This is a genomic window from Actinomyces massiliensis 4401292 (assembly GCF_000269805.1).
GTDB lineage: Bacteria > Actinomycetota > Actinomycetes > Actinomycetales > Actinomycetaceae > Actinomyces > Actinomyces massiliensis.
In genome coordinates this window covers 1302724-1329610 of record NZ_JH711481.1, presented here as the reverse complement: position 1 = coordinate 1329610, position 26887 = coordinate 1302724, and the positions used below count along the sequence as shown (strand labels likewise).

The following is a 26887-nucleotide window of genomic DNA, read 5'->3' as shown; positions in this document are numbered from 1 at the left end:
GCGCGCTTGGACCGATCTCGAGCCGGAGTACGACCGATCTCGACGAAAGAGGCGGGCTCGGGATGCCTGACCTCACCAGCCCACGGCGACGGGCTCGGGCACCAGGGTGACCCCGTAGCGCTCCCGCACCCCCGCGACGATCGCATCGCGCAGGGCGGCGACGTCGTCCGCGGTGGCGTCGCCCCGGTTCGTCAGGGCCAGCACGTGCTTGGTGGACAGGCTCGCCCGCCCGGAGCCCCCGGAGACGCTGAAGCCCTTCGGGAACCCGGCGTGGTCGATGAGCCAGGCGGCCGAGGTCTTGACGAGGCCATCGACGACGGGAGCGCCCCGGGTGCCGGCGACGACCCGCGTGTGGTCGGTGACAGGGAAGCGGGGCGCATCCTCGGGAAGAGTCGCGGCCTGCGCCCGAGTGAGGATCGGATTGGTGAAGAAGGAGCCGGCGGACCAGGTGTCGTGGTCCGCCGCATCCAGGACCATGCCCTTGGAGCGGCGCAGTGCCAGCACAGCCTCGCGCACCTCACGGGCATCGACGCGGGCGCCCATATCGACGTCGAGAGCCGCGGCCAGCTGACTGTAGGCGATGGGGGCGGACAGGGACGCCTGGCGCACGTGGAAGGTCGCCGAGAGCACGACCCAGCGGCCCGTCGGCCCCCACGTGCGTCCTGCACCGATATCCGGATCGGTCAAGGAGCGCTTGAGAGCGGAGTCGCGGTAGGCCAGACGCAGCTCCGACAGCGGAAGGTGAACCGCTCTCCCCGCGGCGCGGTCCCAGGCGCGCACGGAGGCCAGGAGCTCGGCGACCTCGGTGCCGTAGGCGCCGATGTTCTGCACGGGAGCGGCACCGACCGTGCCGGGGATGCCCGACAGCGCGGCGAAGCCGCCCCAGTGGGAGGCAACAGCCTGCCGCACGAGGTCATCCCAGGTGGTGCCCGCCGTGGCGGTGATCTCCGCGCCCCCGCAGGCGTCATCGGAGACCAGGTCGACGTCGGCGCGCGCATCGCGCACGACGACCCCGTCGAAGCCGCGATCGGCGGCCAGGATGTTGGAGCCGCCGCCGATCACGAGCAGCGGCGCGCCTTCGGCATCGGCCTGCCTGACGACGTCGATGAGCTCGGCCTCGTCGGCGGCCTCGACATAGCGGCCCACCGGGCCGCCCACGCGCAGAGTCGTCAGCTCGGCCAGACAGGGCGCCTCCGCCTGTGCCTGCGAGCCGGGCACCCGGCCGAGCGCCTCAACGGACGCGGGCCAGTCGGCGCAGTCCGCGTTGACGGACAGGGGCATGGCGCACATCTCGTCCTCGAAGAGGGGCTCGGCGGAGCCAAGGGGACCGGGGGTGTCGCTGGTGGGCTGACTCATGACTGACTCCTGAATGGCTCCTGAGATCGGGCGGGCATCGGGCTGATGCCGTGCACGGCTCCGGCTGGCGTTCACTCACAAGAACGCCCCGCACGAAGCGGTGCGGGGCCTGCGATCACAGCGGTGCGATCGTCATTTCTTGTTACGGCGCTGGTGGCGGGTCTTACGGAGCAGCTTGCGGTGCTTCTTCTTGGCCATGCGCTTGCGGCGCTTCTTGATGACAGATCCCATAGGGACTCCTCAGTTGTGGTGCATCCGGAGGCTCGAGCACGTTCACGTTCATGTTCCGGCATCTATCGCCGACGCCGGCCGATGGCCGGAGAGCATGAGCGAGCGGTGAGCGAGTTGAGCGAGTACGGTGGCCGAACGGCGGGCTGCCCGCGGACAGCCCACACTCCGGCCACACTGGTGACTTGCGTGAGTGTAGCGGGTATCAGGAGCCCGTCGACTCAGACTGCTCGTGGCCCCAGTCACCCAGCCCAGCAGAGAGATACTGCTTGACGGCGCGCTCGGGCACGCGGAAGGAACGGCCGACCTGCATGGCCGGGAGGTCGCCGGAGTGAACCATGCGATAGACCGTCATCTTGGAGACGCGGAGCATGGTGGCGACCTCGGCCACGGTGAGGAAGGAGGGGGCGCTCGAAGCGCCGGAGGAAGGGATGCCCGGTGCCATGGGTTGTGAGTTTCCCGTCGTCGGATGTCGGTGACGCGACAGCGCTGCTACCGCCGCGCGGGTCCGCACCACAGCGGGCCCACAGACAATATAACCTGAGCCTCTCGCGACGCATAGGTGATTTCCTCTCACATGAGCCACTCGCGTCGCAGATCACATTTTGATCACGGCAGCAGGGCGCGCGGTTTACCGCCATCGGGCCCTCCGGGCAAGAATGTCCCTGTGCCCCCCTCGCACCGCCCCCTCGGACACACGGACTCCCCGCCCCCTGGCGGAGAGCGGGGGAAGCGTGCCTCCGGACCCCGGCACTGGCACGCCCCGATCCCCACCTTCGCGAGGCGACGGCGCTCCTCGACCACTGCGACCGCCTCAACCAGAACGACCACCGCGACCAGCACGACCGCCCCTGCGGAGCCCTCCTCCTCGCCCTCCACCGCGCCCCAGACCGCCGGCAACCCCGAGACCCCACGACTTCTGGCGCTCCTGGAGCGCTGGAACCTGCGCAGCCGCCTGGCGAGGGCCGCGCGCTTCACCCCGGCCCGCCTGGCCGTCGTCGTCTTCGCCGGCATCATCGCGGTGGTCACGGCACTGCTCAGTCTGCCCATTGCGACCGCCGACAATCGGCACGCCAGCATGATCGACTCCCTGTTCACGGCGACCTCGGCGGTGTGCGTCACCGGCCTGACCACAGTCGACACCGCGACCTACTGGTCGCCCTTCGGCCAGGCGGTCATCATTCTGGGCGCGGCCGTCGGCGGCCTGGGCATCATGACGCTGGCCTCCCTGCTGTCCTTCGCCGTATCCCGCCATGTGGGCCTGACCCAGCGAATGATGGCGGCCAGCGAGAACCAGTCCCGCCTGGGCGACGTCGCCGCCCTACTACGGGCCGTGATATACACCGCACTCGGCGCCGAGACCCTGCTGGCGCTCATCCTCCTGCCCCGCTTCCTCACACTGGGGCTCGACCTGGGGCACGCCTGCTGGTACGCGCTCTTCATGGCGCTGTCGATCTTCAACAACGCCGGCTTCGTCATCCTGCCCGAGGGGCTGGCACCCTACGCGACGGACTGGTGGATGGGCGTGCCGATCGCCGTGGGCACCTTCGTGGGCGCCGTCGGATTCCCCGTGATCCTCGACGTCGTGCGCCACCTGCGACGCCCGCGCCAGTGGACCCTGCACACGAAGCTGACCCTGGCCACCTACACCGCCCTGTCGGCCGTCTCCGCCCTGGCCATCGCCGCCTTCGAGTGGACCAACCCCCGCACCTACGGAGCCCTGCCGACGGGGGGAAAGCTCCTGACGGCGCTCATCAACGGCGTCAACGCCCGCTCCTCGGGGCTGTCCACGATCACCCCCGAACACATGCGCGAGGCGACCTGGTTCCTTCAGGACGCGCTCATGTTCGTCGGCGGCGGCTCAGCCTCCACGGCCGGCGGCATCAAGGTGACGACCTTCGCGATCCTGGTCCTGGCGATTCTGGCGGAGGCGCGGGGCGACCGCGACATCGAGGCGTTCGGGCGGCGCATCACCCTGTCCTCGGTGCGCCTGAGCGTGGCCGTGGCCTTCATCGGGGCCTCCATCATCGGCACCGCGACGCTGCTCATGCTGGAGATGACCAACCTGACGCTGGACCGCATCCTGTTCGAGGTCGTCAGCGCCTTCGCCACCGTGGGACTGTCCACCGGAATCACGCCCCTGCTGCCGACCAGCGCCAAGTACGTCATCGTGGTCCTCATGTTCGTGGGGCGCGTGGGCACCATGACGGCGGCGACCGCCCTGGCCATGCGCGAGCGCCGTCGCGTCATCCGCATGCCCGCCGAGCGCCCGCTCATCGGTTGACGAGGCGCCCATGCGGTACGACGACCCCCCGGAAGAGGCCTCCGACCCGAAGGCCACGCGGTTGCGCTCCCTATCCATACGTGCCATCACGCAGGGCATGTACGACGACGGCGCACGGCTGGCCATGCGCGCCAGAGCCGCCGCCATGGCGGGCCGCAGCAGCGAGCAGGCGGACCCGCACCTGAGTCTGATCACCTACGGTCCGGCCCAGGAGCTGGTCTCCGCGGCGGCCAGGCACCTGCTGGCCCATCAGTACGAGGAGTGCCTGCACGCCGCGGAGCTCGCCGGCGCGCTCTACGAGTTCTCCGACGCCAGCGACGAGAACCTCAAGGAGTACTGGGAGATCGTGGGCCTGGCCTACCGCGGCCTGGGCGACGAGCGCGAAATGGACAACGCCTTCATCATGGCCAGACTGTCGGACTCGGATTTTCAGCGCCCATCGCGCCCCGAGACGCCCGAGCAGCCCGATCCGCCCGAGCGGTGAGGCGGCGAGCCGGCGGAGTCCGGGACCCGCGATCGGACGCCCGTCAGACGCGCATCAGAGACCCCTCAGATGCCCAGGAGCCGCGTGACCGCATGGGCGGTCGTCGCGGCGTCGGCCCGGCCGAGCTCACCGGTGACGGTTCGCTGGATGATCAGCCCCACGGCCGCGTTATGGATGACGGCGGCCGCCTCATCGGGATCGATCCCGCCCGCGATGACCCCCCTTCCCTGCCATTGACGGACCACGCGCGCGATCTCCCCGCGCACGCGGATATAGCCGTCCGCATACACCTCCCGCAGATCCGGCTGCCGCGCCAGCTCCGCCCAAACGCCGACCATCAGATCGATCTGGTCGGGGGCCGCGGTCGCGGCAGCCGACTCAGAAGATTCAGCCTCGGGCGAGGCATCGGCCTCACCCAGGAACGGGCGCCCGAAGACCCAGGAGCGCTCGACCGCCGTCACGAAGACGTCCTCGAAACTCGGGAGCTCATCGACCTCGGCCAGCCCCGCGATCCAGTCCACGACCGGATCCATGACTCGACCGATGACGGTCCGCACGAGCGAGCTCTTGCCCTCCGGGAAGTATCGGTAGACCGTACTCGACGACATCCCCGCCTTGGCGACGATCTCGTCCATTGAGGCGCCGTCGAAGCCCCGCCGAGCGAAACAGAGTTGTGCAGCCGCCAGGATTCGGGCGGTCTGCCGATCTCGGTGCGACTGAGTGACGCGGGGCATGGCAGCAGGATACGGGACCGTCCGAATATGGCATAGCACACAGCACCACCAAAACGAAACGATCGTTGTTGCATCGAGATGGGCCGCCGAATAGAGTCCGACTCGAACATAAAAACGATCGTTTTGATTTGGTGATGATCATGTCCCCCACGCCGACCCCGGAACCCGCAGCAGCGCCCCGTCTCTCAGCGACCGGCGCCACCGCATCCCAGGCTGTATCGCAAGCCGCATCGCAGGCCACCCCCTCCCCGCCCTCCCGGGAACTGTCCCTCGTCGCCGGCTCCCTGATCACTCAGCTCATGATCGTCCTCGACATGACGATCATCGCGATCGCCCTGCCCCGCATGCAGGAGGATCTGGGGCTGACGTCCTCCCAGCGCCCGTGGGCCATCACCGCCTACACCCTCGCCAATGGAGGGCTCGTCCTGCTCGGCGGGCGCCTGACGGCCGTTCTCGGCATCCGTCGGGCCTACTGGCTGGGGCAAACCGGCTTCGCCACCGCGAGCCTCGTCGCGGGCATGGCGACCTCCTTCCCCGTGCTGGTGACCGCCCGCACCGCCCAGGGCGCCTTCGCCGCGCTCCTCGGACCGACGGCACTCGCCCTGCTCAACTCCGCCTTCCCCGAAGGCCCGCGTCGCAGACGAGTCTTCGCGCTCTTCGGCGCGACGGGCGGCGTCGGAGCCGCGGCCGGGCTCCTGATCGGAGGGGCGCTCACGGATTGGCTCGACTGGCGCTGGTCCCTCTACGTCAACGTGCCGATCGCCACGATCGGCTTCCTCGTCGGCCTGCGCGGACTGCCCGCCGCGAACCCCCGCCGCGACGAGCCGGCATTCTCCGACCTGTCCGGCCTGTTCCTGGGCTGCGCGGCCTGCTTCAGCGCAGTGTTCGGCCTGGACCGCGCCGAGCAGACCTCCTGGGGATCGGCGTCGACCATCGGCTGGCTCGCCGCCGCGATCGTCCTGGCGCTGCTGTTCGTCATCAGGGAGCGCACCGCCTCCGCCCCCACGCTGCCCCTATGGATTGTTACCCGGCCCGCACGAGCCGCCTCCTACGTCGGAGCGGCCACGGTCGGCGCGTCCCAGATGGGCGGGGCGCTCTACCTGACCTACTACATGCAGAACCACTTCGGCTACTCGCCCCTGCGAACCGGAATCGCCTTCCTGCCCATGATCGGCGCGCTCGTCGCAACCGCTCCGACGGCCGGGCAGTTCCTCCTCCGGCGTCTGGGCACGCGCGGCGTCCTGATCCTGGGCATCGGGATCGAGGCGGCGGCCTTCGCCTTCTTGTCCCGGATCGACGTCGACTCCACCTATGCCGCAGCAGTCATCCCCGGACTCCTGATCTTCGGCATCGGAATCGGCTTCGTCATGCCGGTCGCGTTCAACTCCGGCACCCGGGACATCCCCGCATCTCACATCGGCCTGGCCTCGGCGGTGATCACCGTCTCCCAGCAGATCGGCGCTTCGCTGGGCGTCGCCCTCCTGGCGACCTACGCGAGCAGGCGCGTGAACATGTACGTCGATGAGCATGCGGAGCAGACCAAGGCGCAGGCCATGAGGGCACTGAGCCAGGCGCAAGCGACTCCGGACTCCGCCGCCGGGCAATCGATCATCGCCAGATTCACCGCCGAGCTGGCCGATCACGCGCAGATCAGCGCCTACAGCGGCGGATTCCTCCTCATGGCCTGCATCCTCATCGCCGTCGGAGCGCTGCTGGGAGCGCTGACGGCGCCGGCGGCCCTGAGAAGAGCACGCGCCGCCCTGCAGGCCCGTCGGTCTCGTCGCCGCGACTGAGGCGGCCGCCCGGCCCACCCCGCGTCCGCACTGCACTACGGTGGATGCACCAGGCCGCGGCCTCCGCCCGGCCATCCGCCGTACCGCCCGCGCAGGAGAACCCATGGCAGCCCCCGTCGATCGCACCGACTCGACCCTCGTCATCGGACTGGGACGCTTCGGGTCGGCCGTAGCGGCCACCCTGGACCGGCTCGGCCGAGAGGTCCTCGCCGTGGAGTCGAATCCGGCGATCGTGCGCCAGTGGACCGGCCGCATCCCCCTGATCGAGGCCGATGCCACCGACATGGAGGCGCTCGAGCAGCTGGGCGCCACCGAGTTCGGCACCGCGGTCGTGGGCGTGGCGACGTCCCTGGAGGCGAGCGTCCTCATCACCGGAAATCTCGTGGACCTGGAGACCCACCAGATCTGGGCCAAGGCGATCTCCCGGGCGCACGGACGCATCCTGCGCCGCATCGGCGCCCACCACGTGGTCTACCCCGAGTTCGACGCCGGTCAGCGCGCCGCGCACCTGGTCAGCGGCCGCATGCTGGACTACATCGAGATGGAGAAGGGCGGCTTCACCATCGTCAAAATGCGGCCGCCGGCCGAGCTGCACGGCTTCACCATCGGGGAGTCGAAGATCCGCTCGCGCTACGGCATCACGGTCTTCGGCCTCATGAGCCCCGGCGAGCCCTTCGAGTACGCGACGGCGGAAACCCTGGTCAGTGCCGAGGACGTGCTCGTCGTCGGCGGGGACGCAACGCTGCTGGAGCGCTTCGCCAACCGGGCCTGAGGACGGAGCGCGGGCCTGTTCGGCGTCCCGTATACAGATACGAGACCACGAAACAGACTTCTTCGAACGAGATCGACGACCGGGGACCCAGCCCGGCAACCCGGCACCAGCCCCTTCACGTGCTGGAGCGGCGCACCTGGAGAGTCGGCGATATGGAGTGGGATCTGCCCTCGGCCCCGCCGATCGCCTCCAGCAGCACCTCCATGCACAGCCTCCCGACCTCGTCGAAGGGCTGTCGGACGGTGGTCAGCGAGGGAGAGAAGAAAGCCGCCCCCGACACGTCGTCGTAGCCCACCACAGCCACATCCTCGGGGACGCGAATCCCCCGGTCGCGCAGTGCCGCCAGCACGCCCAGCGCCATGAGGTCGTTGGAGCAGAAGACGCCGTCCGGAAGCCCGCGCGCCACAAGAGCGGCACCGGCCTCGTAGCCCCGCTCGGGACTCCCATCCCCTTCAAGGAGATCCCCCGGCTTCGCCCCCGCCTCCTCCACAGCAGCACGCCACCCGCAGACCCGGGCCGCCGCATCGAAGCAGTCCAGCGGTCCGCGCACGTGGGCCACCGACTGGCACCCGAGGCCGAGAAGATGACCGACCGCCGTGCGCGCCCCGAGCTCCTGGTCCACGGAGACCACGTGGATCCGCTTGCCGGACGGGAAGCCGTCGGCCACGACGACCAGCGGGACCGCCCACGCGGCCCGCTCGACCGAGGCGACGATGTGCGTCTGTGGGGCCACGACGATGATGCCGTCAACGCCCCGGGCGATGAGGAAGTGGAGGGCCTCGGCGACCTCATCGTCCAAGCTCCGGTTCAGGGCGATCACGAGAGAGGCGTAGCTCACCCGCCGTGCCGCGATCTCGATGGCGGCCACCGTCGACGCCGGCCCGAAGAAGTGCGACCCCGCAGTCACGATCCCGATGGTGCGCGTGGATTCGGCGACCGGTGACCGGGCAGCCGAACCCCGGCGGTAACCCAGCTGCGCCATGGCCTCCCGGACCTTCTCGCGCATCACTGGACGCACCGACTCCGGGTCATTGAGCACACAGGACACCGTCTGAGGGCTCACCCCGGCGAGCCGGGCCACGTCCATCATGCCCGGGCGTCGCGACGCCGAGCTGCTATTTGTCATGATCGCCTCCTGCACCGACCGCGGCCGGACCTGCACCCGCGGCGGAGAACTTCGGAAAACTGGGGGAACTGGAGGGGGAACTGGGGAGAACGTCGGGGAGGGCTGGCGTCGTCAGTCGTCTTCGCGCAGGGAGTAGCTGAAGGAATGGGAACGCCCCACCTCCAGCTCGACCAGGTCGCGCCCGCTGTTGAAGGCGTCAGGAGGACAGGTCATGGGCTCCACGGCGACGCCCCGTCGCCCCAGGTGCTCCGCGGTGTAGACCTGCACCCACGGCGCCTCGGCGCTCAGCACCACAGTGCTGCCCGCCTCGCCTCCGGTCAGCCGCACCTCCCAGGGGCCCTGCGGCAGGCCCGTGTAGGCGTTGTCGGTTGAGATGGTTCCCACCGGGCGACCGGCGCGCCAGTCCCAATCGGTGCCGGCGACGTCGCGCTCGGCCGCGGGGGCCATGCGCTCATCGACGTCGAGGACGCGCGCGGCCGGCACCTGCAGCACGCACTCGTCCAACGGCACGGAGCGCGTCAGATAGGGGTGGAAGGAGACGCCATAGGGCGCGGGCGCGAGCAGGCCGTCCGACTCGGGGGCGCCGACGGCGTCGGGGGCCGCGGGCGCGCCCGCCCCGAGGCAGGTGGTCGTGGCGGCCACGGTCAGCCCGGCTCGCGCGTCCAGGGCGAAGCGCACGTCGACCTGCAGGCTCCAGGGATAGGCGTACGAGCCCGGCAGCGTCAGTTCGAGCGCGACCGACGACGGGGCATCGCCGACCGCGTCATCCCCGGCGCTCGTGGCGACCACCTGGAAGTCGGCCCAGCCCACCAGTCCGTGCAGGGCCGAGCCGGTCTCGGGCTCGTTGCAGGGCACCGGGTACTCCTGACCGCGATAGGCGTAGCGCGCTCCGACGATGCGGTTGGGCCATGGCACCAGGGTCTTGCCCTGCCAGCCCTCGGGCAGTGAGGCCTCGGCGTCGAAGGGGATGACGAGATCGCTGCCCGCCCTGCGAAGGTGGACGAGGGTGGCACCCGAGGTGGCGATGCGGGCCTCGTAGTCTCCGGCGACCAGGTCGATGAGCTCTCCATTGATCATGATGGTGGGTCCTGTCTCTCGTGAGGCCGGCTCCTCGGTCTTTCCGAACCCGAACGACCGGCACGGCGGCTGATCCTGTCCGCCCCTCTCGGCTCCGGTGCGAACGCCCGCCCCAGCATACTGACCGCGGGCGCCGCTCACACGCGCCGGAGCCGACCCGTCACGCCGCGAAGAACCAGGTGCTCACGCGCGCCCACAGCTCCAGCGAGGTCATCATCGCGAGCACCATCTCCTCGGGCTCCCCGGACTCCTCGGCCCCGGCCGTGCCCATCGAGGCGGGAGCCTCCGGAGGGGCGCCGGAGTCGAGAGCGTCGGCGACGGACCTGGGAAGCAGCTCGTAGAGGCACTCCGGGACCGAAAGGGTGGTCAGGGCGCCGTCGAGCTCCCACCCGTCGGCCCTCAGGGCCTCAGTGGAGATCAGGCTGAGCGTCCAGGTCCGGTGGGCGAAGCCCTCGGTCAGCGGAGTCGGTCCGCCGAGCTCGCCGGGCTCCGCGCCCTGGTCGAGGCGACGGGCGAGGTCCTCCAGCTCGATGGCCAGGGCGTCGAGGTCGCCGCTGTCGAGAAGCTCGTAGACCCGCTCGGGCAAAACGTGCGGCCCCAGGTCGACGTTGTAGCGCGGGCCGATGTCGAGCAGTTGGGCGAAGGCCGAGGGCACCTCGCAGTCATCGAGCCCGTAGACGTGGAAGCCGTCCTGCTCGTGCTTGACGAGGGTCGCGCGCCGGGGGCCGATCCAGGCCTCGACACGCCGGCCCGACCCGTCGCCCTCGAAACGGGCGACGTCGAGGTGCCGGGTCGCCCCCGCGGCCCCGTGCAGTGCGGGAACGGCCTGCGGCGCGATGCCGTCGTCGTCCAGGATCCCGCTTCTGCGCAGGCGGCGAGCGACCCTGTCATCGGGGACCCGCCCTCCCGCGGCCACGGCCCGCACGGTGAGCCACTCGGCATCCCCGAGGATGAGGACGGGGGCGTACCCGCCGGTGTCCAGGTGAGCCATCTAGATCTCCTCCAGGGTCAGGGCCATGTCCGAGAAGCGCAGGGCCGCGGTGTCGCAGGATCTCGTCGGGCAGGAGAAGGTCGCGGAGAAGCCTCGCCGCGAGGCCCCGCTCACCCAGGACCACTGCAGGAAGGTCACCGAGACGGTGTCGTTGATGTAAACGCCCGAGCGCAGCAGACCCGTGCGGTCGTCCATGTCCCACTCGGTGATGTCGATCAGCTGCGCCCCGGGTATGGAGGTCATGATCTGCGCGGTGGAGTCGCGGTGCCAGTCCTCGACGGATGCCCCCGGCGGCAGGTCGGCGACGGTGACCACGCAGTTCTCCGCGAAGCCGGGCGGGCCGGCACTGCGCGGCTCGGCGCAGATGAGGTCGATGAAACCCGCCGGGCCGGCGGGGCCGTGCGGGCCACCAGGATCTCCCGGGCTATCGGCGAGCCCGCCGGCGCCCGTGACGGCGTCCGAGTCGATGGGGATCCACGTGGCGGGGACCGCCATCGCGATGGCGCGGCCCGCCAGCCTCTGCGGCAGGTCCGAGGTCGGTCGGGGTGTCATGCATCATCTCCTGAGAGGTCGGGCGAGTGGGGTGACGAATCGCCGGGCAACGGGTGCGATGAGGCCGCGCGGGCGCCGCTCCGACGTCGCTCCGCCTCCGCGATCCGCGCCAGCCGCCCCTCCCGACGACGGGCCAGGTGCCACTCGGGATACATCCACGCCGGCAGAGGGACCGGGGTGAAGCTCACCACCACAACCAGCATGCAGACAACACTCAGGATGCCGCACACGAAGACGGGAGTCGAGTCGGACCCCTCCGCCACCATTGTCGCGGAGCCGAAGACGAACATGAGCCCCGTGGAGGGAATCGTGAGGGCGAGATTGTTCTTATGACCGATCTCGGCACTCGTCTCACGCGCGAACTCGCCGTACCCGGTATCCGTGAACATGGCCAGCGCCCAGTACATGATAATCACGAGACCGAAGACGAGAACGCCGAATGCGCCCCACACGACATGACCTCCGTCCGCTTCTCTCCATTTCTCTCCATTCCATTCTCCCGCGGGAGTCGGACCCTAGCCGAAGAGCTTATGCCAGCCCTTGTTGATGGCATTGCCCACTGACTCTCCGAGTTTCGAACCGGCCATGCCGCCGATCGCCCCGCCGATAATCCCTCCGGCGGCAATGCCAATAGGGCCACCAACGGCGCCAATCGTCATACCAACCTGGGCCCCCGCCCATCCTCCCGCGTATCCGCCGACCCCCTGGGTGACGGCCTGGGTCCCGGCGCGGGCGATCTTCTCCCCCTCCCCCATGCTGGGGTTGGCCGAGTCCTTCTTGTACTGATCCCAACCGGCGAGCGCCCCGGAAAGACCCGCCGAGGCGTACCCCAGCCCCTTGAGCACCGGCGCGGCCTTGGTCACGCCCTGCTGCACCTTCCAGGCGGTCGTGCCACGGGTGTAGGGCTTGTTCACCCAGTTCGAGGTCTTCGTCTTGGCCCACAGCGTGCGCAGGGTTCCCATCTTGTTGCGGTCGGCCACTCTCATGAAGGCCCCCGCATTGGGATGTCCCTTCGGATAGCGCGGTTGGAACCTGGAGATCGCCCTGATCGATCCCCAATGGGCTCCAGTCGCCACTCGGCTCACCCACCCCGCCATCTTGGAGGCGTCGCCCACCCCTCCGGTCGGCAGGTACTTGTCCCTGAACCACTCACCGGCGCTCTTGAGGGAGTCGCAGGCGGAGATGAGGGTGTCGTGCGCGGACGACTCGTCCTGGCGAATCAGGTAGAGGGTCTCCTTGAGCTCGTCGAACTTCGCCTTCTTCGTCTCGTACTTCTCATCGGAGGTATCGTCGGGGGAGTGGATGGTCGCCCCCGACACGACCAGCTCCGCGGCCGCGGCGTCGGCGACGACCTGAGCCAGCCGGGTCTTGATCGAGTTCATCGAGTTGCCGAATGCGGTGAGCGCCGTCGCCAGCGACGTCGTGTTCGTCGACAGCGCGTCCAGGGTGCTCCGCTGCGAGGACAGTGAGGAGAGCGCGGCGTTCGTCGTCTCGCTCGTGCAGTCCGAGGCCACCTGGTTGTGGGCCGAGGAGATGTCCTCGCCTGCGGTGCTGACGGTCGTCGAGATCGACGTCAGGCTCTGCGCCGCGTTCCAGGCGCCCGACGGCTCGGTGATGACCTTGGCGTCAAGAGTGCTCATGCGAGCCTCCCGGGGTCGAGGAGGCCACCGACGCGTCGGTGTTGCGGAAGGAGGTGGCGGCCCTCCTCAGGGAGCTCGCCGTCGATCGGGCGCTGGACGCCGCACCGGACGCCTTGGAGGAGAGACGGCTGATAGCGGTGGACACCGAGGAGGTCGAACGCCCGACGTCGGGGGCGGCGGGGTAGGACACGGACTCCAGGTCCGCCGCCGCCTCATCGACTTTTCCGGCCTGGGCATCAAGGGTGTCTGGGTTCACATGCAGAGTGGTCACGCGAGCGTCTCCTTCGACGGGACTCAACGAGCTCGCCCCATCATTCCCCCCGCGAAACGGGCCGTCAACAAAACCCGGTGTTGTGGCACACTCGACTCGCGCCGGCCGCGAAAGGGGACATGGATGAGTGCCGACATCGCCGAACCTGCTGAACCTGCTGAGGCAGCTGAGACTCCTGAGGCGTCCAGTGAGGCCTCCAGGACCTCTGGGGGCGCCACGACGGGGCACCGGTCGCACGCCGACCCGTCCGGGGGCCACCCCCTCCCCCAGTTGCGCCGCTCCCGCTGGTGCAGTCTGAACGGTCAGTGGAACTTCGCCTACGACGACGCCGAGACGGGCCCGGACAAGGACTGGCCCTACAGCGGCGTCGATGAGCGGACCATCACCGTGCCCTTCCCGCCCGAGAGCGAGCTCTCCGGCATCGGGGACACCGGCTACCACCCCGTCGTGTGGTACTCGCGCATGCTCACCGCCGACGATCTGGCCCGCGCCGGCCTGCCGGCTCAGGGCGACCGGGTACTGCTGCACTTCGGCGCGGTCGACTACCGGGCGAGCGTCTGGATCGACGGCCAGCTCATGGGCGAGCACGAGGGCGGGCACACCCCCTTCACGCTCGACATCACGCGCGCCCTGCCCACCGGCGATGCCGACGCCGTGCTCGTCGTGCGGGCCGAGGACCGGCCCCTGGACGTCGGGCAGCCCCGCGGCAAGCAGGACTGGCAGCCCGAGCCCCACAACATCTGGTACGCGCGCACGACCGGCATATGGCAGAGTGTCTGGCTGGAGGCGGTGCCGCGCACCGCCATCGCCGAGCTCGCCTGGACGCCGAACCGGGCCTGCGACGCCGTCGAGCTCGAGGCGACCATGACGCGCCCCGTCCCGGAGGGCTCGCGGATCACCGCCCGGCTGAGCATTGAGGGCCGCCTGCTGGCGGAGGTGACGGCGAGGCTGCCGGAGACGACCACGGCCCGGCTGACCATCGACCTGCGCGAGCAGATGCACGGCCAGCGCTATGAGAAGCTGCTATGGTCCCCCGAGCACCCGCGGCTCATTGACGCCGAGGTCATGCTCGCCCCCGCCAAGGCCGCACTCGCGGGCGGGACCGCCACCGCGCCCGCCTCGGTGCCCGACGTCGTCGCCTCCTACCTGGGGCTGCGCTCGGTGGGCACCGCGCACCGCCGCTTCCTGCTCAACGGCCGGCCCTACTACGTGCGCGGGGTCCTGGAGCAGGGCTTCTGGCCGGACTCGCACCTGGCGGCGCCCGACGACAAGGCCCGCCGCGACGAGGTCGCCCTGATCAAAAGGCTCGGCTTCAATGCGGCGCGCATCCATCAGAAGGTCGAGGACCCGCGTTTCCTGTACTGGGCTGATCGGCTCGGCCTCCTGATATGGGGCGAGATGGCCGCGCCCTACGAGTTCACCACGCAGGCGGCGACTCGACTGGTGGCGGAGTGGAGTGCGGTGGTGCGCCGCGATCGCTCCCACCCGAGCATCGTCACCTGGGTGCCGATCAATGAGAGCTGGGGCGTGCAGCACATCGCCGATCGCCCCGAGCAGCGGGCGCTCAGCCGGGCGCTCGCCGACCTGACCCGCGCGCTCGACCCGTCCCGGCCGGTGGTCTCCAACGACGGCTGGGAGCACACCTGCTCCGACATCATCTCGATCCACGACTACGACGCCGACGACCTGGCGGTGACGCTACGCTACGCCGAGGAGGACCGGCTGAGCGCCGTGCTGGACGGCCTGGGTCCGTCCGGGCGGCGCATCACCGTGCGGGGTGCGGTGGACCGCGAGCTGCCGGTCATGGTCACGGAGTTCGGCGGTATCCGCTACGTCCCCGACCATGATGACGCCGACGGCGGCAACAACGGGAGCGGCTCGAACGGCAAGGCCGTCGAGACCGGCGAGACCATCAAGACCAGCGAGGCCGTGGAGACCATCAAGAACGCCGTCGAGGCCGTGGCCGCCGCCAAGACGGACGCCAAGGCGAGCTCCAGAGCCGCCGCCGAGAGCGCGGACGAGGCCGAGGACGAGAAGGAGGAGACCACCTGGGGCTATACGACCGCCGCCGGGCCCGAGGACTTCGAGGCGCGACTGCGCCGGGCCTTCGGCGCGCTCCAGGCGAGCCCCCACCTGGCTGGCTTCTGCTACACCCAGTTGACCGACACCATGCAGGAGGCCAACGGCCTGGTCGACGCGCGCCGCCGCCCCAAGATCGCGGCCAAGGTGATCCGCGAGATCGTGAAGGCGCCGGTCACCTCCTGACGGCGACAGCAGGACGCGAGCGCTCGTAGGCGGTTGGACGCGGGCGTCGGCCGCCGGCGCTGAGTCCTGGGCGAGCCGGCGTCAGCCCCGATTCAGGCGCAGTGTCCGGGCGAAGCCGTGATCACCGCGGATCACAGCAGATCGCTTCGGATCACCTCGATCACCTCACCGCGCGCTTGCGGCCGGCCTGGCCCTCACGGCCGCCGCGACGATCTCAGAGACCCGGTCGTAGGCGGCCCGGACCTCGGGCCGGGGCTCGGCGGTGAGACGCTCGACGGGGCCCAACTCCCAGGCGGGGGGCTCCTCGCCTCCGGCCAGCACCCAGGCGGCCTGCTTGGCGGCGCCATTGGCCACGTACTCCCCGGGAGAGGGCACATCGACGGGCACGCCGAGGACCGCCGACGACAGCTCCTTGGCGCTGGTCCACTTCACTCCGCCGCCCACGAGGCTGACCCGATCGATGGCGGCCCCCTGGGCCCGTACCGCGTCGACGCAGGCGCTCATGAGGCACAGCAGGCCCTCGACCGCGGAGCGCGCGTAGTTGGCGGGGGTCAGCGATTCCAGGGTCATGCCGGTAAGCACGCCGGTGGCCTCGGGCAGGTTCGGGGTGCGCTCCCCCTCCAGATAGGGCACGTGCACCAGCCCCCCGGCTCCGGGCTCGGCGGACAGGGCGAGGGCGTCGAACTCGTCGTAGGTAACGTCCAGGACCCTCTTGGCGGCGTCGAGCACGCGGGCGCCGTTGAGAGTGCAGGCCAGCGGCAGGAAGACGCCGGTGGCGTCGGCGAAGCCGGCGACCAGCCCGGAGGCGTCGCGACTCGGGGCGGCCGACACGGCTGCGACGACCCCCGAGGTGCCCAGGGACACGCTCGTCTGCCCGGGACGCAGCCCCAGGCCGAGAGCGGCACCGGCGTTGTCGCCGCAGCCGGGGCCGAGAACGAGATGGCTCAGGTCGCGCCCATCGACGTCGCCCCCGCCGCGGGCGGCGGCCTCGTGCGGGCCGACGACGCGCGGCAGGACGATGCGCTCCGCATTCTCCTGGTCGACCCGCAGGGCGAGCGCGAGCAGGTCGCGGCGGTGGGCGTTCGCCACGGAGTCGAAGTAGCCGGTGCCCGACGCATCGGAGCGGTCAGTGGTCAGCGACTCCAGAGACTCCGCCCCCGACAGCCTCCACGTCAGCCAGTCGTGCGGGAGGCAGACGGCGGCGATGCGGCGCGCATTGTCGGGCTCATGATCCGCCAGCCAGCGCAGCTTGGTGATCGTCAGCGAGGCGACCGGGACGCTGCCAACGGCGTCGGCCCAGGCCTTCCTTCCGGCCGCCTCGTCGCCGTCGCCCAGCTCGCGGATGAGGTCGCGGGCGGCCTCGGCCGAACGGGTGTCGTTCCACAGCAGGGCGGGTCGGATGACCTCGCCGTCGGCGTCGAGGACGACCATGCCGTGCTGCTGCCCGCCCACGGACAGGGCGGCGACGTCGTCGAGGCCGCCGGCGTCGTCGATCGCCTCCCCCAGCGCCCGCCACCAATGATCGGGGTGGACCTCGGTGCCGTCGGGATGAGACGCCTTGGCCTGGCGGACGAGGGCGCCGGTGATGGCGTCGCGGATGACGATCTTGCAGGACTGCGTCGAGGAGTCGACGCCGGCGACGAGTGCCATGCGGCTTCCTTCCACGGTGAAGGCTGTAAAGGCTGTAAAGGCTGTAAAACGCTGCGAAAGCAACGAGGGAGATGAAGGGGATGGTCGGGCGAGTATGCGGGCGATGGGCTGCGCTCGGGGCGGCGCCCCGCGGACGCCGCCCCCGCGCATGCGGGCCGTCAGCCGATTCAGCTGATTCAGCTGATGAGGTGCTGGACGGCCTTCTCGTGGAGATCCACGTAATGGTAGTCGCGAGCGGCCGCGGCGTCGGTGTCGAAGTCCTCGTACGCGGAGCGATCGGCCAGGAAGTCGTCCAGGGACTCGCCCTCGGCCAGGGTCGGCTCGCTCAGCCCGTAGACGCCCGAGCGCTCGAGCGCCTCGCGGACCTCGGGATCGGCGCGGAAGGCCCGGGCCTTGTCGGCCAGCTGGAGGTACATTTCCATGTTCGCGGCGGCGGACTCCCACACGCCCTCCATTCCGTCCGTGCGGGAGGGCTTGTAGTCGAAGTGGATCGGGCCCTCGTAGCGGGGGCCGCCGCCGGGGAAGCCGTTGACGAGCAGGTCCACGGTGAAGAAGGCCGAGAGCAGATCACCGTGGCCGAAGACCAGGTCCTGGTCGTACTTCAGGCCCTTCTGGCCGTTGAGGTCGATGTGGAAGAGCTTGCCGGCGTTCAGGGCCTGGGCCAGGGCGTGGGTGTAGTTGAGGTTCGCCATCTGCTCGTGGCCGACCTCGGGGTTCAGCCCCACGACGTCGCCGTTGTCGAGCTCGGCGATGAGGGCCAGGGCGTGACCGACGGCGGGCAGGAAGATGTCGCCGCGGGGCTCGTTGGGCTTGGGCTCCAGGCCGATCCTGAGGTTGTAGCCCTTATCCTTGATGTACCCGGCGACGGTGTCCAGGCCCTCCTTGTAGCGGTCGAAGACAGCGTTCAGGTCCTTGGAGGAGTCGTATTCCGCGCCCTCGCGGCCGCCCCACATGACGAAGGTCGTGGCGCCCAGCTCGGCGGCCAGGTCGACGTTGCGCAGGATCTTGCGCAGGCCGAAGCGGCGGATGGAGCGGTCGTTGTTGGTCAGGCCCCCGTCCTTGAAGATCGGGTGGGTGAAGGTGTTGGTGGTGACCATCTCGATGGTCAGGCCCGTGGCCTCGACGGTCTCCTTGAGCCTGGCGACGATCTGGTCGCGCTCGGCGTCGGTGGCGTCGAAGGGGAAGACGTCGTTGTCGTGGAAGGTGATGCCCCAGGCGCCGAGCTCGGCGAGCCTTTCGGCGTACTCCCACGGGCGCAGAGCGGCGCGAGTCGGTTCACCGAAGGGGTCGGCGGCGAGCCAGCCGACCGTCCACAATCCGAATGAGAACTTGTCTTCCTTGGTGGGCCTGCGAACCATGAGCTCCTCCTTGAGCCAATTTTGTTTATTGAAACAACTATGGCATTCCGCCCGTCGCCGGTCAAGGGCTGGACGCGAGGCCGACCAGGGGGCCAGGACCGCAGGCGCCGCCCGTCGCCCCACCAGCACGTCCGTCGCCCTCCTCGGCGGCCCTTGAGGAGCAGCGACCCCTCAGCACCTCCCAGGACTCCTTTGTTCTTGATCGCGACTAACCGGGAACATCGGAGTAGGGTCAAGACGTGGCACGAAGCACACGGACGCGAGCACGACGAACGCAGTCGCCCTCCCCCGAATCCCGCCGCGACCGGACCGGGGGCGGCCCGCCCGACGCCGTCCCCTCGGCCCGTCAGTCCAGTCTGCGCACATCGAATCTCGCACTGCTCGCCAGCCGGGTCTTCTCCTCCCCCGAGCCCGTCTCCCGCGCCGACATCGCCGCCGAAACCGGCATGACCCGCTCGACGGCCTCACGGCTCGCCGACGAGCTCGTCGCCATCGGCCTGGTGCGCGAGCTCGACCCCGTCGCCTCCTCCGGACCCGGCCGCCCCGCAGTCCCGCTGCTCCCGGCCAGGGGCACCTTCGTGGCCCTCGGACTGGAGGTCAACGTCTCCCGCATGGCCGTGCGCGCCGTCGATCTGGCCGGCCAGGTCCTGGCCGAGCGCATCGTCGTCGACGACTTCTCCTCCTCCGACGCTCCGGCCGTCCTGGGGCGTCTGGCCGACCTGCTAGAGCCGATAGCCGCCATCGGCGCCGTAGGCTCGGCGCGCCTGGTGGGCGCCGCCCTGGCGCTGCCGGGCCTGGTGCGCGACAACACCCTTCTGCGCGCCCCCAATCTCGGCTGGTCCGACATCCGCCCCGCCGAGGTCCTGACCCCCGTCCTGGACCGCCTCGGCGCCGGCCTCGTCGTCGAGAACGAGGCCGACCTGGCCGCATTGACCACCGCCAGAGTGCGCCCGGGCGCCCCCGGGGAGCACCGCGACTTCATCTACCTGTCCGGGGAGAACGGTATCGGCGCCGGAATCGTGCGCAACAGCGAGGTCTGGTTGGGCGCCAACGGCTTCGCCGGGGAGATCGGCCACATCCAGGTGGACCCGAAGGGCCCCGAGTGCGGGTGCGGGAATCGCGGCTGCCTGGAGCGCTTCGCGGGACGACGCGCCATCCTCAACGCCGCCGGTCTGCCTCGCGGCGCCGGCTCGGAAGAGCTGCTGAAGGCCTGCGAGGACGACGCCTCACCCCATCACGAACGGGCCCGGCGCGCCATCGATGCCGCCGCCGACGCCCTGGGGATCGCCCTGGGCACCGCCATCAACATCCTCGACATCCCGGCCGTCGTCCTCGGTGGTCACCTGGCCCCGCTCACCGGGCTCCTCGCCCCGCCCCTGCAGAAGATCCTCAGCAGACGCGTCCTGGCCTCGCGTTGGTCCGCCCCGCAGATCCTCCCCGCCCCCGACGACGAGACCCCGGGCGCCACCGGAGGGGCTTGGTCCCTGCTCGAGGGCGTCATCGCGGACCCGGCCGCCTGGGCCTGAGGCGCCCAGGCCGCTTACTACGCTCCTTTACCCCTTACTGTACGGACGTAAGGGGCGAAGAAGCGTAGTAAGCAACCATGACCGGCCAGGAGGGCCGGACCGACCTCAGACGCCGATCTCGGCGCCGTCGCGGCGGAAGACGGGGATGTACTCGTACGGCGCGTCCGCCTCGTAGTCCGCTCCCCCGGCGAAGGTCCGGCCGGAGTGGATCTCGACCCAGTCGGCTCCGGCGGGCAGGTAGACCCCGCGGCTGGTGACGCCCGGCTCCGTCACCGGCGCCACGAGCAGATCGGGACCCAGCAGGAACTCGTCGTCGGTCTCCCAGGCGCGCGCATCGTCCGGGAACTCCAGGAACAACGGGCGCATCGGGGGCGTGCCGCGCTCAGCCGCAGCCGCCATCTGCTCCTGGATGTACGGGCGGAGCCTCTCGCGCAGCTCCATGTGCTCGCGGGCGACGCCCAGGCACCGCTCCCCGTAGCTCCAGACCTCGTTGGGGCCGCCGGTCATGGGCGAGCCGAGCTCGCCGCGGGGCTCGCGATGCCCGTGCAGGCGGAACAGCGGGCAGAAGGTCCCGTAGGCGAACCACCGGGCGAAGAGCTCCCGGTAGGACTCCTCGCTCGGATCGCCGCCGTGGAAGCCGCCGATGTCGGTGGTCCACCAGGGAATTCCGGACATGCCGATGCTCAGGCCGGCGCGAACCTGCTGAGCCAGGGACTCCCACGTCGGCGCGATGTCCCCGGACCAGACGGCGGCCCCGTACTTGGCCTGCCCCGCCCAAGCCGAGCGGCACAGCAGCACGGTGCCGGGGGCACCGGCATCCCGGTTGCCCTCCCAGAAGGTGCGGGCGTTGTCGCGCGGGTAGATGTTGACCACGGCCGAACCGGGTCCGGCGTGGAAGGACAGGTTCCTCGGGTGTCCGGGGTTGAGTTCCGGCTCGCAGGCGTCGAGCCACCACACCCGCACCCCCAGGTCGAAGTAGTTGCGCTTGACGGTCTCCCAGACGAACCTGCGAGCCCGGGGATTGGTCGGGTCGTAGAGGGCGACCGGCAGGGAGCGCGGCATCTTCTTGTCATGAATGTCCTGGTGGAGCTCCACGCCCTGGTCGGCGCCCACCAGGAGGCCCTGCTCCGCCATGGCGTCGTAGTTCTCGGACAGGGGCGAGATCGTCGGCCAGATAGAGACCATGAGCTTGACGCCGAGCTCGTCGAGCTCGCGCATCATCGCCTCGGGGTCCGGGTACTCCTCGGGGTCGAAGCGGTAGTCGCCCATGGCGGTCCAGTGGAAGAAGTCCGTGACGATCACCGACAGGGGCAGCTCCCGGCGCCGGTACTCCCGGGCGACGTCGAGCAGCTCCTCCTGGCCCAGATACCGCAGCTTGCACTGCCAGAACCCCGTGGCCCACTCGGGCAGCACCGGGGCGTGCCCGACGGCGTCGGCGTAGTGCTCCAGGATCTCGGCCGGGGTCTCGCCGGCCGTCACCCAGTAGTCGAGTCCCGGTGCGGCGTCCGCGACCCAGCGGGTGCCGTTCTCGGCGAACTCCACGCGCCCGACCGCCGGATTGTTCCACAGGAATCCGTATCCGCGGCTGGACAGGTAGAAGGGGATCGACACCTCGGCATTGCGCTGAACGAGGTCGAGCACGAGCCCCTTGTGGTCCAGCCGCCCGTGCGTGTGCTGCCCCAGCCCATAGATCCGCTCCCCGGGGTAGGCGCGGAACCGCTGGTGGATCTCGTACAGGCCCGAGCGCTGCCCGTAGAAGACGTGCGAACCCGGCCACCAGAAGTGCTCACGATCCTCGGCCAGGAGCTCCCGGCCGTCGTCAGTGCGCAGGAAGCGGAGCATGACCGCCGGCTTGCCGTCCCCGGCGTCCAGGCGGGCCTCAACGGTGAGGCCGCCGACGACGAGGCGGACCTCTTCTCCATCCCGGACGGCCGGGGCGCAGTCGCGCGGCTCGGGCGCGGCCTCCAGCGCTCCGGCATCCGTGGGCGCAATGGCGTGCTGGGTGCAGCGCACGCGGACCGAGTCGCGCCCCCACTGCTCGACGCGCATCACCTCATGCGCGTGCCGGATCTCGAAGCCATGATCAATAGTGACGTATTCCAGCATATGAATTCCTTTTTATCATGCATTCAGATGAACTCGATAAATTCTCACGAATATGGCCGGACAGTATTCGACGGCGATTTCCCGGCGACTCCTCGGCAGCCCAGCCGCTCGGCCGCTCGGCAGCCCCGGCGGATCGCCCCTGAGAGCGGTCAGCGCTTTCAGGACTTCACCGCGCCTCCCGTCGCGCCGGCGGCCACGTACTTCTGCGCCACGACCAGCAGGATCGCGGCGGGCAGCGAGGCCATGGTCGCCGTCGCCATGACGGAGCCCCAGTCGGCCACGAAGCCCCCGATGTACTGGTAGATGCCCAGCGTCACCGGCCTTGCGGCCGAATTCGAGTCGAGCGTGAGTGCGAACAGGAAGTCGCTCCAGGCGAACAGGAAGCTGAAGAGCGCAGCCGTGACGAGCGCATTCCTGCCCAACGGCAGAACAATGGAGAAGAAGATGCGCAGGCGCCCCGCACCGTCCATTCTGGCCGCCTCCAGGATCGAAACCGGAATAGCCGCCATGAACGCGCGGATGATGAGGATGGAGAAGGGAATCCCCAGGGCGGCGTCGGCCAGGATCAGTCCGGGAACAGTGTTGAGGATTCCCAGGGTGTTGTAGGCGCTGTACAGCGCGTTGGCGATGATGATCCCGGGGATCATCTGGCTCAGCAGCATGACGAACAGGATGACCCCGGAGCGTTTCACCCGGTGAAGGGACAGGGCGTAGGCCGCCGGCGTGGCCACGCACAGGCAGATCGCCACGGCGCCCAGGGAGACCACGAGGCTCGTGGCGAGATTGGCGCCCTGACTGGCGAACGCCTCCCGGTATCCGTCCAGACTGGGACTCAGCGGAAGAATTCGCAGATTCGCGGTGGATACGCCCGGCTGGAGGGAGGCGTTGACCATCCAGTACACGGGGAACAGCATGATCGACAGGAAGACCAGCCCCAGGGCCGTGCTCACGGCGGAGCGGCTGGAACGGCGCGCACGAGACGTCATCATGATTCCTCCCCGGACCGGCTGAGCCTGAGGTAGACGACCGCGAAGACGACGGAGACCAGCACCAGGACGTTCCCGAGCGCCGCCCCCTGTCCGAACTCGAAGTTGGCGAAGGACAGCTTGTAGGACTGCGTCGCCAGGGTCTGAGTGGCGTTCGACGGCCCGCCGCCGGTGAGCCCCAGAATGATGTCGAGGACCTTGAGGGTGTAGACCACCCCGAGGACCAGCACCACCGAGACCACGGGCTTGAGCAGCGGCCAGGTCACATACCTGAATGCCTTCCACCCCACGGCCCCGTCCAGCGAGGCGGCCTCGTAGAGCTCATCGGGGATGTCCTGGAGCCCGCTGTACAGAATGGTCATGTTGAAGGGAATGCCGAGCCAGATATTGACGATGATGACCGCGATCAGCGCCACGCTCGTGCTGGTCAGCCATGGCACGGCCGGGAGGCTCACCGCTTGAAGGAGCTGGTTGACCACTCCGCTGTCCTTGTCCAGCATCCACTTCCAGATCGCACTCGAGACGATCATCGGCAGGAGCCAGGGCAGCAGGATGAGCGAGCGCATGACGCCGTTGAGGGGGAAGCGCCGCTTGAAGAAGATCGCGAGCGCCAGCCCGATGGTGAACTGCCCGGCGATCGAGCCCACGGTGAACAGGAACGTGTTGAGCATGGCCGTGGAGAACACCGAGGAGGTCAGCACCGAGACGTAGTTGCTCAGGCCCACCCATGGGGCCTGGCCGGTGTAGAAGGTGGAGGTGGTGTACTCCTGGAAGCTCATCGTCACGTTCTTGACGATGGGGTATCCGAAGAACAGCGCCATGAAGACCAGGGCCGGCAGGAGGAAGCACCATTTGCTCAGCTCCTCCCGACGCTGCAGCGATCGGCGCGCCGCGGCCCGCCCGGCGGAGGGGCGCTCCCCTCCCCCCGCCGGGCTCTCCGGATCGCCCGGAGCGGGTCCGGACAGAGTTCCGGACAGACTCTCGGTCTCGCCCGCCGTCATGACAGGTAGTCCGCCTTGGCGGTCTCCAGGGCGGCCTGAGCCGAGGCCTTGCCGGTCAGGGCGGACTGAATGGCGTTGTAGAGGGCCTCGGCGGTCTTGGGCCAGGCCTCCCCCAGCTTCGCGGTCCGGGCCCGGCCGTTGTTGACGGACTCGACCAGCGACGACATCTGCGGGAGCTCCTTGAGGTAGTCCGCGTCGTCCTGGGAGTCGGTGGGGATCGTGTAGCGCTCGGTGTTGAGGCTCAACTGCCTGGAGGCCGAGAGCAGCTCGGTCAGGAGCTCGGCGGCCTTGGCCTGGCGGTCCTTGTTGCCCGTCTGGGGAACCGTCCACACCTCGCCGCCCAGCGGCGCGATCAGGGTGTCGCCGGCCTTGGGCACCGGGATCTCCGCGACCGCCCAGTTGATATCGGACTGGTCGAAGGTGATGGTCTGCCACGGCCCGTTGATGACCATGGCGGCCTTGCCGGAGGTGAACTGCTCGCCGACGTCGCCCTGCCCCCAGTTCAGGACGCCGGAGGAGGCGGATCCCTCGTTGACCAGGTCGACCCACAGCTGGAGGGCTCCGGCGGCGGCCGACGAGGCGATGTCGGTCTCGTCAGCGCCGTTGGACCAGAAGAAGGGCAGGAACTGCCAGGAGCCCTCGTAGGAGGCGGCGGCGCAGAACGCGATGCCGTAGGTGTCGCCGCTGGTCAGGGTCTTGGCAGTGGTCTTGAGCTCATCCCAGGTGGTGGGGACGGACACCCCGGCCGCGGAGAGCATGTCCTGGTTGTAGTAGAGGCCGATGGTGTTGGCGCACGGCCCCATTCCGTAGAGCTTGTCCTGGTAGGTCCCGGCGCTGACGAAGCCCTCAATGAAGCCCTCGGCGGCGATCCCGAAGTCCGACAGCGGGGCCAGCGCCCCGGTCGCGGCGATCTGCTGAAGGTCGGGGTTGTCCAGCATGAGCAGGTCGGGCAGGGTCTTGGAGGAGCTCATCTGCAGGACCTTCTGAATCAGGCCGGTGCCGTTGACGCTCTCCCGCTCGACGGTGACGCCCACCTTGGCGGCACACTCCTCGAGAACCTTCTGGAAGATGCCGTTATCGGGATCGTCCGCGTAGTAGTCGAGGATCTTGATGGTCGAGGAGTCCGCCGTCGATCCGCCGCTCTTGCCGCATGCGGCCAGCGGCAGCGCCGCCGCTGCGAGCGCGGCGCCCTGCAGGATGCGGCGGCGATCGACCATGAGCCTGTGCTGAATCGTGGACATGTCAGCTCCATTTCCTCCGCCGGCAGCGGTCGGCACCGGGCGATACGTATGCGCACACGTATGCGATCGATGCTCGCGTCTGCCGGCTGCGACGTGACGGGATCGTGGGCGCAGCCTCTTCGCTGCGCCCGGGAGCTTGAATGTATCGTGATACACCTAATAGCGCAAGGGAGGTCCCGAGCATGAACTCACCCGCCACACATCACCCGAAATCGCATCATGCCGTCTTCACCCACTAGCCGCGATGTCGCACATGCCGCCGGAGTCTCACAGTCCACGGTCTCCTACGTCCTGAGCGGCAAGCGATTTGTTGCACCAAAGACAAGAGCTCGCGTGCACGAGGCGATGCGCGCGCTCGGTTACCGACCGCATGCGAGTGCGCGCGCCCTGAAGAGCAACCGCAGCAGGATCCTCGGGCTGATCGTGCCGTACCACAGGTGCACCGATGCTCCCGGGCAGTACCGCTACATCGTCTCGCTCGCGGCCGCCTGCCGGCGCCACGGCTACGAGCTGCTGGTCATCAGCGGCGAGGAGGGTGTCGAGGGCATGCGCAGACTGACCGAATCCGCGCTGTGCGACGGAATCCTCATCATGGACGTCCTCGACCGCGACCCCCGGGTCGAGGCCGCGCGCGAATCGCGAATCCCGTCGGTGTTCATCGGCTTCAGCCATGACGCGGATGGCGTCGTCGCCACCGACACGGACTTCGAGGCCATCGGCTCCGGCTGCGCGCAGAGGCTCCACGACGCCGGCCATCGACGCGCCCTGGTCATCAACCCGACCTCGGAGCACATCATGCCCATGGGCTTCCTGCACCGCTTCACCCAGGCGCTCGAGGATCGCGCATCCGCGCTGGGGCTGGCGCTGGAGTCCCTGGAGGTCGCCCGCGACTTCCGCTCGATGCGCGCAGCGCTGGACGACTACCTCGCCGGCGCCAGCCCCGCGGACGCCTTCATCGCCGCCCCCGCCACCTCGATAGACGATGCGATCAATGTGCTCACCTCCAACGGCCGGACCCCGGGAGTCGATATCTCGATCATCGGGGCCGGGGGCTCAGGCGACTCGCCGCACACCAGCGTGGACTACACCCATTACGACTCGGACGTCTCCAGAGTGACCGGGACCGCCGTCGGACTGCTCGTGGACCAGCTCGAGGGCATACTCCCCCTCGCCGGAAGGGAGCCCGAGCGCATCGCCCCGGTCTTCCACCCGGGCGCCTCGCTGCGAGCGCGGCGGACCTCGCCCGGATAAGGGAATGAGACCAGGGCCGGACGCGCCGTCTCAGTCGGGCGGCATCTCGTTGCGCGGATTACGGACCACGGGGCCACCATGGGAGCATGGGGAGCGCAGGGAGCACGGGATCGCACATCCGTCCACCGGCCCAGTTGCCCGTGTGCACGCAGCCGCGCGAGGATTCCCGCAGAACCGTCGCCGCACCGCCGGCAG

Annotated in this window: 24 protein-coding genes; 7 read left to right on the top strand and 17 right to left on the bottom strand. The window is 69.5% G+C overall.

The window, feature by feature from the left end; genetic code table 11:
- Nucleotides 1-72 precede the first annotated feature (72 nt).
- The 3 genes from W5W_RS0105585 to W5W_RS0105575 all read right to left on the bottom strand — a co-directional run bounded on the left by W5W_RS0105585 (nucleotide 73) and on the right by W5W_RS0105575 (nucleotide 2029).
- The gene (locus W5W_RS0105585) at nucleotides 73-1356 is read right to left on the bottom strand and encodes a UDP-N-acetylmuramate dehydrogenase (RefSeq protein WP_017194685.1); all 1284 of its coding nucleotides are present in this window, start codon (nucleotides 1354-1356) and stop codon (nucleotides 73-75) included.
- 132 nt (nucleotides 1357-1488) lie between these two features.
- Nucleotides 1489-1587, bottom strand: a complete 99-nt coding sequence (locus W5W_RS15640; protein WP_003792170.1) for a 30S ribosomal protein bS22 — start codon at nucleotides 1585-1587, stop codon at nucleotides 1489-1491.
- 202 nt (nucleotides 1588-1789) lie between these two features.
- Nucleotides 1790-2029: a helix-turn-helix domain-containing protein gene (locus tag W5W_RS0105575; protein ID WP_008733611.1), complete on the bottom strand. Its 240-nt coding sequence runs from the start codon at nucleotides 2027-2029 to the stop codon at nucleotides 1790-1792.
- 222 nt (nucleotides 2030-2251) lie between these two features.
- Here W5W_RS0105575 and W5W_RS0105570 point away from each other — a divergent pair, with 222 nt between their 5' ends.
- Nucleotides 2252-3868 (top strand): TrkH family potassium uptake protein, encoded by a 1617-nt coding sequence (locus W5W_RS0105570; RefSeq protein WP_017194684.1) that lies wholly within the window; start codon nucleotides 2252-2254, stop codon nucleotides 3866-3868.
- 10 nt (nucleotides 3869-3878) lie between these two features.
- Nucleotides 3879-4352, top strand: a complete 474-nt coding sequence (locus tag W5W_RS0105565; protein WP_017194683.1) for a hypothetical protein — start codon at nucleotides 3879-3881, stop codon at nucleotides 4350-4352.
- A gap of 65 nt (nucleotides 4353-4417) precedes the next feature.
- Here the strand turns inward: W5W_RS0105565 and W5W_RS0105560 are convergent, their stop codons facing one another.
- Entirely contained in the window at nucleotides 4418-5086 is a 669-nt protein-coding gene (locus W5W_RS0105560) for a TetR/AcrR family transcriptional regulator (RefSeq protein ID WP_029574098.1), read from the bottom strand.
- A 134-nt stretch (nucleotides 5087-5220) separates the two neighbouring features.
- Here W5W_RS0105560 and W5W_RS0105555 point away from each other — a divergent pair, with 134 nt between their 5' ends.
- Nucleotides 5221-6879, top strand: a complete 1659-nt coding sequence (locus W5W_RS0105555; RefSeq protein ID WP_017194681.1) for an MFS transporter — start codon at nucleotides 5221-5223, stop codon at nucleotides 6877-6879.
- 103 nt (nucleotides 6880-6982) lie between these two features.
- Nucleotides 6983-7651: a potassium channel family protein gene (locus W5W_RS0105550; RefSeq protein ID WP_008733643.1), complete on the top strand. Its 669-nt coding sequence runs from the start codon at nucleotides 6983-6985 to the stop codon at nucleotides 7649-7651.
- Between the two features lie 115 nt (nucleotides 7652-7766).
- Here the strand turns inward: W5W_RS0105550 and W5W_RS0105545 are convergent, their stop codons facing one another.
- The 7 genes from W5W_RS0105545 to W5W_RS0105515 all read right to left on the bottom strand — a co-directional run bounded on the left by W5W_RS0105545 (nucleotide 7767) and on the right by W5W_RS0105515 (nucleotide 13308).
- Nucleotides 7767-8777, bottom strand: coding sequence for a LacI family DNA-binding transcriptional regulator (locus W5W_RS0105545; RefSeq protein WP_034498355.1), 1011 nt, complete (start codon nucleotides 8775-8777; stop codon nucleotides 7767-7769).
- 111 nt (nucleotides 8778-8888) lie between these two features.
- Nucleotides 8889-9854 carry an aldose epimerase family protein gene (locus W5W_RS0105540; RefSeq protein ID WP_017194679.1) on the bottom strand — a complete coding sequence of 322 codons (966 nt, stop codon included), beginning with the start codon at nucleotides 9852-9854 and terminating at the stop codon, nucleotides 8889-8891.
- A 160-nt stretch (nucleotides 9855-10014) separates the two neighbouring features.
- Nucleotides 10015-10845, bottom strand: a complete 831-nt coding sequence (locus W5W_RS0105535; RefSeq protein WP_017194678.1) for a hypothetical protein — start codon at nucleotides 10843-10845, stop codon at nucleotides 10015-10017.
- Nucleotides 10846-11397 carry a hypothetical protein gene (locus W5W_RS0105530; RefSeq protein WP_017194677.1) on the bottom strand — a complete coding sequence of 184 codons (552 nt, stop codon included), beginning with the start codon at nucleotides 11395-11397 and terminating at the stop codon, nucleotides 10846-10848.
- Entirely contained in the window at nucleotides 11394-11849 is a 456-nt protein-coding gene (locus tag W5W_RS0105525; RefSeq protein ID WP_017194676.1) for a hypothetical protein, read from the bottom strand. The genes W5W_RS0105530 and W5W_RS0105525 overlap by 4 nt, the downstream gene beginning before the upstream one ends.
- A gap of 63 nt (nucleotides 11850-11912) precedes the next feature.
- Nucleotides 11913-13037 (bottom strand): hypothetical protein, encoded by a 1125-nt coding sequence (locus W5W_RS0105520; RefSeq protein ID WP_017194675.1) that lies wholly within the window; start codon nucleotides 13035-13037, stop codon nucleotides 11913-11915.
- Nucleotides 13024-13308 carry a hypothetical protein gene (locus tag W5W_RS0105515; protein ID WP_017194674.1) on the bottom strand — a complete coding sequence of 95 codons (285 nt, stop codon included), beginning with the start codon at nucleotides 13306-13308 and terminating at the stop codon, nucleotides 13024-13026. The genes W5W_RS0105520 and W5W_RS0105515 overlap by 14 nt, the downstream gene beginning before the upstream one ends.
- Nucleotides 13309-13431: 123 nt before the next feature.
- On the opposite strand from W5W_RS0105515, the gene W5W_RS0105510 reads away from it, so the two are divergent.
- Complete coding sequence (locus W5W_RS0105510) at nucleotides 13432-15573, top strand: glycoside hydrolase family 2 protein (RefSeq protein ID WP_017194673.1); 2142 nt, start codon at nucleotides 13432-13434, stop codon at nucleotides 15571-15573.
- A gap of 165 nt (nucleotides 15574-15738) precedes the next feature.
- Here W5W_RS0105510 and W5W_RS0105505 read toward each other — a convergent pair whose 3' ends face one another.
- The gene (locus W5W_RS0105505) at nucleotides 15739-17223 is read right to left on the bottom strand and encodes a xylulokinase (RefSeq protein WP_017194672.1); all 1485 of its coding nucleotides are present in this window, start codon (nucleotides 17221-17223) and stop codon (nucleotides 15739-15741) included.
- A gap of 176 nt (nucleotides 17224-17399) precedes the next feature.
- Nucleotides 17400-18581 (bottom strand): xylose isomerase, encoded by a 1182-nt coding sequence (gene xylA, locus W5W_RS0105500; protein ID WP_017194671.1) that lies wholly within the window; start codon nucleotides 18579-18581, stop codon nucleotides 17400-17402.
- 239 nt (nucleotides 18582-18820) lie between these two features.
- On the opposite strand from xylA, the gene W5W_RS0105495 reads away from it, so the two are divergent.
- Entirely contained in the window at nucleotides 18821-20107 is a 1287-nt protein-coding gene (locus tag W5W_RS0105495) for an ROK family transcriptional regulator (RefSeq protein ID WP_017194670.1), read from the top strand.
- Nucleotides 20108-20212: 105 nt separating this feature from the next.
- Here W5W_RS0105495 and W5W_RS0105490 read toward each other — a convergent pair whose 3' ends face one another.
- From W5W_RS0105490 to W5W_RS0105475, 4 genes are all read right to left on the bottom strand, one after another.
- Nucleotides 20213-22213 carry a glycoside hydrolase family 31 protein gene (locus W5W_RS0105490; protein WP_017194669.1) on the bottom strand — a complete coding sequence of 667 codons (2001 nt, stop codon included), beginning with the start codon at nucleotides 22211-22213 and terminating at the stop codon, nucleotides 20213-20215.
- A 158-nt stretch (nucleotides 22214-22371) separates the two neighbouring features.
- On the bottom strand, nucleotides 22372-23199 hold the full coding sequence (locus tag W5W_RS0105485) for a carbohydrate ABC transporter permease (protein ID WP_017194668.1): 828 nt from the start codon (nucleotides 23197-23199) through the stop codon (nucleotides 22372-22374).
- Entirely contained in the window at nucleotides 23199-24200 is a 1002-nt protein-coding gene (locus W5W_RS0105480; RefSeq protein WP_017194667.1) for a carbohydrate ABC transporter permease, read from the bottom strand. The genes W5W_RS0105485 and W5W_RS0105480 overlap by 1 nt, the downstream gene beginning before the upstream one ends.
- A complete protein-coding gene (locus W5W_RS0105475; protein ID WP_017194666.1) occupies nucleotides 24197-25441 on the bottom strand; it encodes a sugar ABC transporter substrate-binding protein in 1245 nt (414 codons plus the stop codon). The genes W5W_RS0105480 and W5W_RS0105475 overlap by 4 nt, the downstream gene beginning before the upstream one ends.
- A 219-nt stretch (nucleotides 25442-25660) precedes the next feature.
- Here W5W_RS0105475 and W5W_RS0105470 point away from each other — a divergent pair, with 219 nt between their 5' ends.
- Nucleotides 25661-26692, top strand: coding sequence for a LacI family DNA-binding transcriptional regulator (locus W5W_RS0105470; RefSeq protein WP_029574096.1), 1032 nt, complete (start codon nucleotides 25661-25663; stop codon nucleotides 26690-26692).
- The last annotated feature ends 195 nt before the right edge of the window (nucleotides 26693-26887 follow it).